This window comes from Collinsella aerofaciens, from assembly GCF_015558785.1.
Taxonomy (GTDB): Bacteria; Actinomycetota; Coriobacteriia; order Coriobacteriales; family Coriobacteriaceae; genus Collinsella; species Collinsella aerofaciens_P.
On sequence record NZ_JADMOP010000029.1, the window covers coordinates 1,828 to 7,553 of the forward strand.

The window sequence follows — 5,726 nt, forward strand, 5'->3', positions numbered from 1 at the left end:
CTTACGCCAGCACGCCGAAGAACGCGCCGATGACGCCCACGACCATGGTGGCCACGATCAGCACCATGGGGTTGATCTTCTTGGACAGCAGCCAGTAGTACAGCCAGAAGGCGATCATGCCGAGCATGCCGGGCATGATGCCGTCCAGGATGTCCTGGAGGGTCTGGGCGTCGTCGCCCGAGCCGATGGCGACCGGGATGCTGGCCCAGAACATGTCCTTGCACATGGCGCCCACGACCATGACGCCCACGATGCCCACGCAGGTCATGATCTTCTGCATGAGGCCGGTCCTCTGGGCCTCGTCCAGGAAGCCCACGCCCAGCTCGTAGCCCTTGACGGCGCCCCAGACGCGCAGCGCGAAGCCGGGGACGTTGTAGATGAGCAGGAAGGCGATGGGGCCGAAGGGGTTGCCGGCCTGGCACAGGCTGATGCCCACCGCGGCGGCGACCACGCGCAGCGTCGACAGGAAGATGGAGTCGCCGATGCCGGACAGCGGGCCCATGAGGGCGGCCTTGACGTCGTTGACGCTCTCGGGCTCGATCTCGCCGCGGGCGACCTTCTCCTCCATGGCCATCGCGATGCCGCCGACGAACGGGGCGAACTGGACGGTGATGTTGAAGAACGCGCAGTGGCGGTGCAGGGCCTCGGCGTAGTCGTCGGGGCGGCCGGCGTAGATCTTCTTGAGCATGTTGGCGACCATCAGGCAGAAGGCGATGTTCATCTGCTTGTAGTAGGTCCAGGAGAACTCCATGCCCAGGGCGCCGACGTTGACGGCGCTCTTGACGAGGTCGGAGCGCGTGATCTTGTTCTCGGGACTAGAAGTCATCGTCCTCATCCCCTTCCGCGGAGAGCTGGGGCTGGGCTCCGCCCAGGCCGAGCAGGTCGAACTTGTCGATGCCGATGATGATGGCGATCAGGGCGACGCCCAGGACGGGCACGTTGGCGTAGGAGCACAGCAGGAAGCCCAGGAAGTAGAAGGGCACGAGCTGCTTGGTGAGCACCAGGCGGCCGAGCATGGCGAAGCCCATGGCCGGCAGGATGTTGGCGGCAACGCCGCAACCGTCAATCACAAAGGGCGGGATGAAGTCGAGCAGGCCCTAGATGGCGCCGGAACCCAGATAGAAGGCGCCGCCACACAGCAGGAAGTACTCGAGGCAGCCCCAAAGTCCAAGTCCCCAATGAACGGCGTAGATGCCTTTGAGGTTTCCCTTGAGGGCGAACTTGTCTGCCATGTCGACAAACACGGCGAACAGAGCGTTGGTAATGTTGCCGATCGTCAGCGAAAGGACGGCGATGGGCATGGCGAGTGCGATGGCCGTCTCGGTACCCTGACCGAGCTGAATGGCAAACGCGCAGGCGAGCACGCCGCCGACGGTTTCGTTAGGCGGCACGTAGGCGCCGATGGAGATCGAGCCCATGAACAGCAGCTCAAGGCTTGCACCTACGGCAAGGCCAGTCTGCAGGTCCCCCAGCACCAGGCCCACGAGCGGGCACAGGACGATGGGGCGGAATGCGTAGAGGGTGCCGAGCTGGTAGTCGAGGCATCCAAACGCTCCGACTAAGCCGACGAGGATTGCTTGGACAAGCATAATTCCTCCCAATAAGGAATATCGAACCGTCGTCACACCCGTCGCGCGCGTTGTTGATATCAATTCCGGGAGTTCGATCACACGGTTCGAAGCGTACCTGGTGTGCTGCGAACACCCATGCCAGGTACAAATGATTTGATACCAATTATAGATATGCAGGTTCTTACTATTTAATACCACTCGCTCAGCGGGGTGTTTTTACCGTAAACGGCAGACGTATCCCATCAGGCGCGCTCTTTGTTTCGATGGCGGACAAGCGCCACCAGAAAGCCATCGCCAAAGGCATCGTATGCCAAGTTGCCTACAATCACCAAAACGATTATCGCCGCGCCCAAAAACTCGTTCCAGCGAAAGACCTCGCCAAAGAGGAGCGCCGACCAGCAGGGAGCGAGCACGACCTCGCTCATGCAGACCAAGTTGGCCGCAAACGCGTTAGTGCGCGCAATCCCCTTGGCATACAGCACGCTCGCAAGGCCACTGCAAAAAAGCCCATGCACCAGCATGAGTCCCCACTCAAATGGTCTCACGGAGTCTAGGGCGCCGGCAAAATAGACGATCGGCAGCATCGAGATACCGCAGGAGATGAGCGAGGACACCATGGGCGACGCATCGGGGCGAGAGTTCAAAAAGAAACACAGCCCAAAGGTGGCGCCCGAAATGACGGCAAGCAGGTTGCCGAGCATGCCCTCGGCACTCAAATCGCCTAAAAAGAAAAGTCCCATACCCGTAAAGGCAACCACCACGGAGGCAATCTTCGCAGGTGAGGGCAACGTGCGAGTTGCGAGCGATTGATACACGATAACGAAAATCATCGAGGTGTACTGCAGAACGATCGCGTTGCCGACCGTCGTGAGCTGGTTGGCAAAGTTAAACGTGGTGCCCGTCACGAAGTTGCAGACGGCCACAAGGACAATAAGACGGCTGACGCGGAGGACGGGCCTGCCAACGAGCAGGATAAAGAGCGCCATAAATATTGCCGTAACGGCACCGATCAAAAGAGCTGACTGCGAATTGGCGCGAACGAGGATGCCGATAAAACTCCACAAGAGCGCCGTGCCAAATAGATACATCGCCCCGCTCACGCCATTATCGGGTGAATTGTCAGATCGAATCACGAAGCACCTCCAGCTAGCTTTCGGTAATAAAAAACGGCGACCGCAATGGGTCGCCGTTTCCCTTGGGGGCAGAATAAAACGCAGGAACCTACGCCAGCACGCCGAAGAACGCGCCGATGACGCCCACGACCATGGTGGCCACGATCAGCACCATGGGGTTGATCTTCTTGGACAGCAGCCAGTAGTACAGCCAGAAGGCGATCATGCCGAGCATGCCGGGCATGATGCCGTCCAGGATGTCCTGGAGGGTCTGGGCGTCGTCGCCCGAGCCGATGGCGACCGGGATGCTGGCCCAGAACATGTCCTTGCACATGGCGCCCACGACCATGACGCCCACGATGCCCACGCAGGTCATGATCTTCTGCATGAGGCCGGTCCTCTGGGCCTCGTCCAGGAAGCCCACGCCCAGCTCGTAGCCCTTGACGGCGCCCCAGACGCGCAGCGCGAAGCCGGGGACGTTGTAGATGAGCAGGAAGGCGATGGGGCCGAAGGGGTTGCCGGCCTGGCACAGGCTGATGCCCACCGCGGCGGCGACCACGCGCAGCGTCGACAGGAAGATGGAGTCGCCGATGCCGGACAGCGGGCCCATGAGGGCGGCCTTGACGTCGTTGACGCTCTCGGGCTCGATCTCGCCGCGGGCGACCTTCTCCTCCATGGCCATCGCGATGCCGCCGACGAACGGGGCGAACTGGACGGTGATGTTGAAGAACGCGCAGTGGCGGTGCAGGGCCTCGGCGTAGTCGTCGGGGCGGCCGGCGTAGATCTTCTTGAGCATGTTGGCGACCATCAGGCAGAAGGCGATGTTCATCTGCTTGTAGTAGGTCCAGGAGAACTCCATGCCCAGGGCGCCGACGTTGACGGCGCTCTTGACGAGGTCGGAGCGCGTGATCTTGTTCTCGGGACTAGAAGTCATCGTCCTCATCCCCTTCCGCGGAGAGCTGGGGCTGGGCTCCGCCCAGGCCGAGCAGGTCGAACTTGTCGATGCCGATGATGATGGCGATCAGGGCGACGCCCAGGACGGGCACGTTGGCGTAGGAGCACAGCAGGAAGCCCAGGAAGTAGAAGGGCACGAGCTGCTTGGTGAGCACCAGGCGGCCGAGCATGGCGAAGCCCATGGCCGGCAGGATGTTGGCGGCAACGCCAAAGCCAGCAAGAACAAAGTCGGGGATAAAGTCGAGCACGCCCTGGATAGCGTCAGCACCCAGATAGAACGACAGCGAGCACAGCAGGAACGCCATGATGATGCCGGTTAAACCGATCAGGAAGTGCATCGCATAGACACCCTTAAGGTTGCCCTGGCCGGAGAAGACATCAGCGCGGTCAACCAGGATCGGCAGGGCGGCGTTGAGGATATTCTTGATGGCAAGGCACAGCGTGGCGATGGGCATGGCAAGCGCGATGGCTGCCTCGGTGCTCTGGCCCAGCTGGATAGCGAAGGCGCAGGCGAGCACGCCGCCGATCGTCTCATCAGGCGGCACGTAGGCGCCGATGGAGATCGAGCCCATGAACAGCAGCTCCAGACTCGCACCGATCGCGAGGCCGGACTGCAGGTCCCCCAGCACCAGACCCACGAGCGGGCACAGGACGATGGGGCGGAACGCATAGAGCGTACCGAGCTGGCAGTCGAACTTACCAAATGCGGCGATAAGTCCGATGAGGATTGCTTGGGTAAGCATACATCCCCCTTTCCTAATAGGACACTACGAAGAGCTCAGACTCTTCGAATTCAAACGCCTAGAGCACGCTGGCGCAGTCAACCTTGGGGTCATCGGCCAGGGGTCGAATCTCGACCTCAACGCCACGATCCAGCATCTCGCGCACATCGGCTTCCTCGGCTGCGGTCAGGAAGATCTGACGAGAGACCTGACGAGCATCGGGGCGCTTCTCGTCCTTGGGCTTGGTGTTGCCCAGGTTGACCGACTTAATCTGCGGGCAGCCCTCAACAAGCTGCTTTGCCTCAGCGATGGTGGCAACGCAGATGATCATCTTGTACTTGTCGGTCACGCCCGAGTTGATAGCCTCGATGGCATTCGCCATATCCTTGATGACGAGCTTGCAGCCGGCAGGCTTGCCCATCTTGAGCGTCGCCTTCCACACCGGGTCGTTGGCGACCTTATCGCCCACGCAGAAGATGCAGTTGGAGCCGAGGCCCTGAACCCAAGAGACCGCGACCTGGCCATGAAGCAGGCGATGGTCAACGCGAAGTAGCTGAATCATAATGTGACCCCCCAAAGGTCTTGTGCCGTCTTACGGCGTGTCAGTAGGTGCTACGGATTAGAACTCTTCTTCCTCGTCGTCATCGACCAAAAGATCGTTGACGAACTTCACGCGCGTATCGTCCGCAGCGACGATGGCGCGAATCGTCTCTTCAACCGGCGCCGACTCGTCAGAGAACAGCAGCTGGATGAGCAGAGGAAGGTTCATGTTGGTAACGAGGTACGTGCGGGGACGCGTCTGGACGATCTTGGTGAACTCGTTGTTGACGCTGCCGCCAAAGAGGTCGGTGCAGACAACGACATCATCGTCGGCAGCCATGCCTGCCAGCAGTTTTTGGGCCTCCTCGGCCACGTCCATGCGGTCATCGACGAACATTGAAAGATCGTGGACGTTGTCGCGAGCGCCCGAGAGCAGTTCGACGCTCTCCTTGATGCCGGTAGCGAAGTGCGCATGGCTGGCGATGATGTACTGTCTCATTCTGTGTTCCTCTCAATAGCCCGGCACGTTCCCGCACCCGTTTTCTTTAGTAGTCGAACTGGTGATAGTAGCGACGATACTTGAGGTTGTGCTTGGTGACCGTCTCGTAGTAGCGAGCCAGGCGGTCGGTCACAAGCACCGTCAGAATCCACGGGGAGACGATGACGCGGAACTCGTCGTCAAGGCCGGGGATGGCGAACTCGGCGGTGTCGATGATGTTGATGTCGGTGTCGCCGGTCACGCCGCGGGTCAGGAAGGCGCGGACGCGCTCGTCGAGCTTGCGGTTCTCGTCCTCGCCCATGAACAGGAACACGGGGACGCCGGGCTC

Annotated in this window: 6 protein-coding genes and 2 pseudogenes; all 8 read right to left on the reverse strand. The window is 60.8% G+C overall.

Features of this window, described 5'->3' with window-relative positions; all coding sequences use genetic code 11:
• Position 1: 1 nt before the first annotated feature.
• Positions 2-835, reverse strand: coding sequence for a PTS system mannose/fructose/sorbose family transporter subunit IID (locus tag I2G40_RS09415; protein ID WP_195544908.1), 834 nt, complete (start codon positions 833-835; stop codon positions 2-4).
• Positions 816-1,589 (reverse strand): annotated as a pseudogene (locus tag I2G40_RS09420) (PTS mannose/fructose/sorbose/N-acetylgalactosamine transporter subunit IIC). The gene I2G40_RS09415 and the pseudogene I2G40_RS09420 overlap by 20 nt, the downstream one beginning before the upstream one ends.
• A gap of 224 nt (positions 1,590-1,813) precedes the next feature.
• The gene (locus I2G40_RS09425) at positions 1,814-2,704 is read right to left on the reverse strand and encodes a DMT family transporter (protein ID WP_324252605.1); all 891 of its coding nucleotides are present in this window, start codon (positions 2,702-2,704) and stop codon (positions 1,814-1,816) included.
• An 88-nt stretch (positions 2,705-2,792) separates the two neighbouring features.
• Positions 2,793-3,626 (reverse strand): PTS system mannose/fructose/sorbose family transporter subunit IID, encoded by an 834-nt coding sequence (locus tag I2G40_RS09430; protein WP_195544908.1) that lies wholly within the window; start codon positions 3,624-3,626, stop codon positions 2,793-2,795.
• Positions 3,607-4,380, reverse strand: a complete 774-nt coding sequence (locus tag I2G40_RS09435; protein WP_195544909.1) for a PTS mannose/fructose/sorbose/N-acetylgalactosamine transporter subunit IIC — start codon at positions 4,378-4,380, stop codon at positions 3,607-3,609. The genes I2G40_RS09430 and I2G40_RS09435 overlap by 20 nt, the downstream gene beginning before the upstream one ends.
• Before the next feature lie 58 nt (positions 4,381-4,438).
• A complete protein-coding gene (locus tag I2G40_RS09440) occupies positions 4,439-4,921 on the reverse strand; it encodes a PTS sugar transporter subunit IIB (RefSeq protein ID WP_195544910.1) in 483 nt (160 codons plus the stop codon).
• Between the two features lie 57 nt (positions 4,922-4,978).
• Complete coding sequence (locus I2G40_RS09445) at positions 4,979-5,398, reverse strand: PTS sugar transporter subunit IIA (protein WP_117744006.1); 420 nt, start codon at positions 5,396-5,398, stop codon at positions 4,979-4,981.
• 46 nt (positions 5,399-5,444) lie between these two features.
• Positions 5,445-5,726: pseudogene (locus I2G40_RS09450) on the reverse strand (SIS domain-containing protein); the annotation flags it as partial.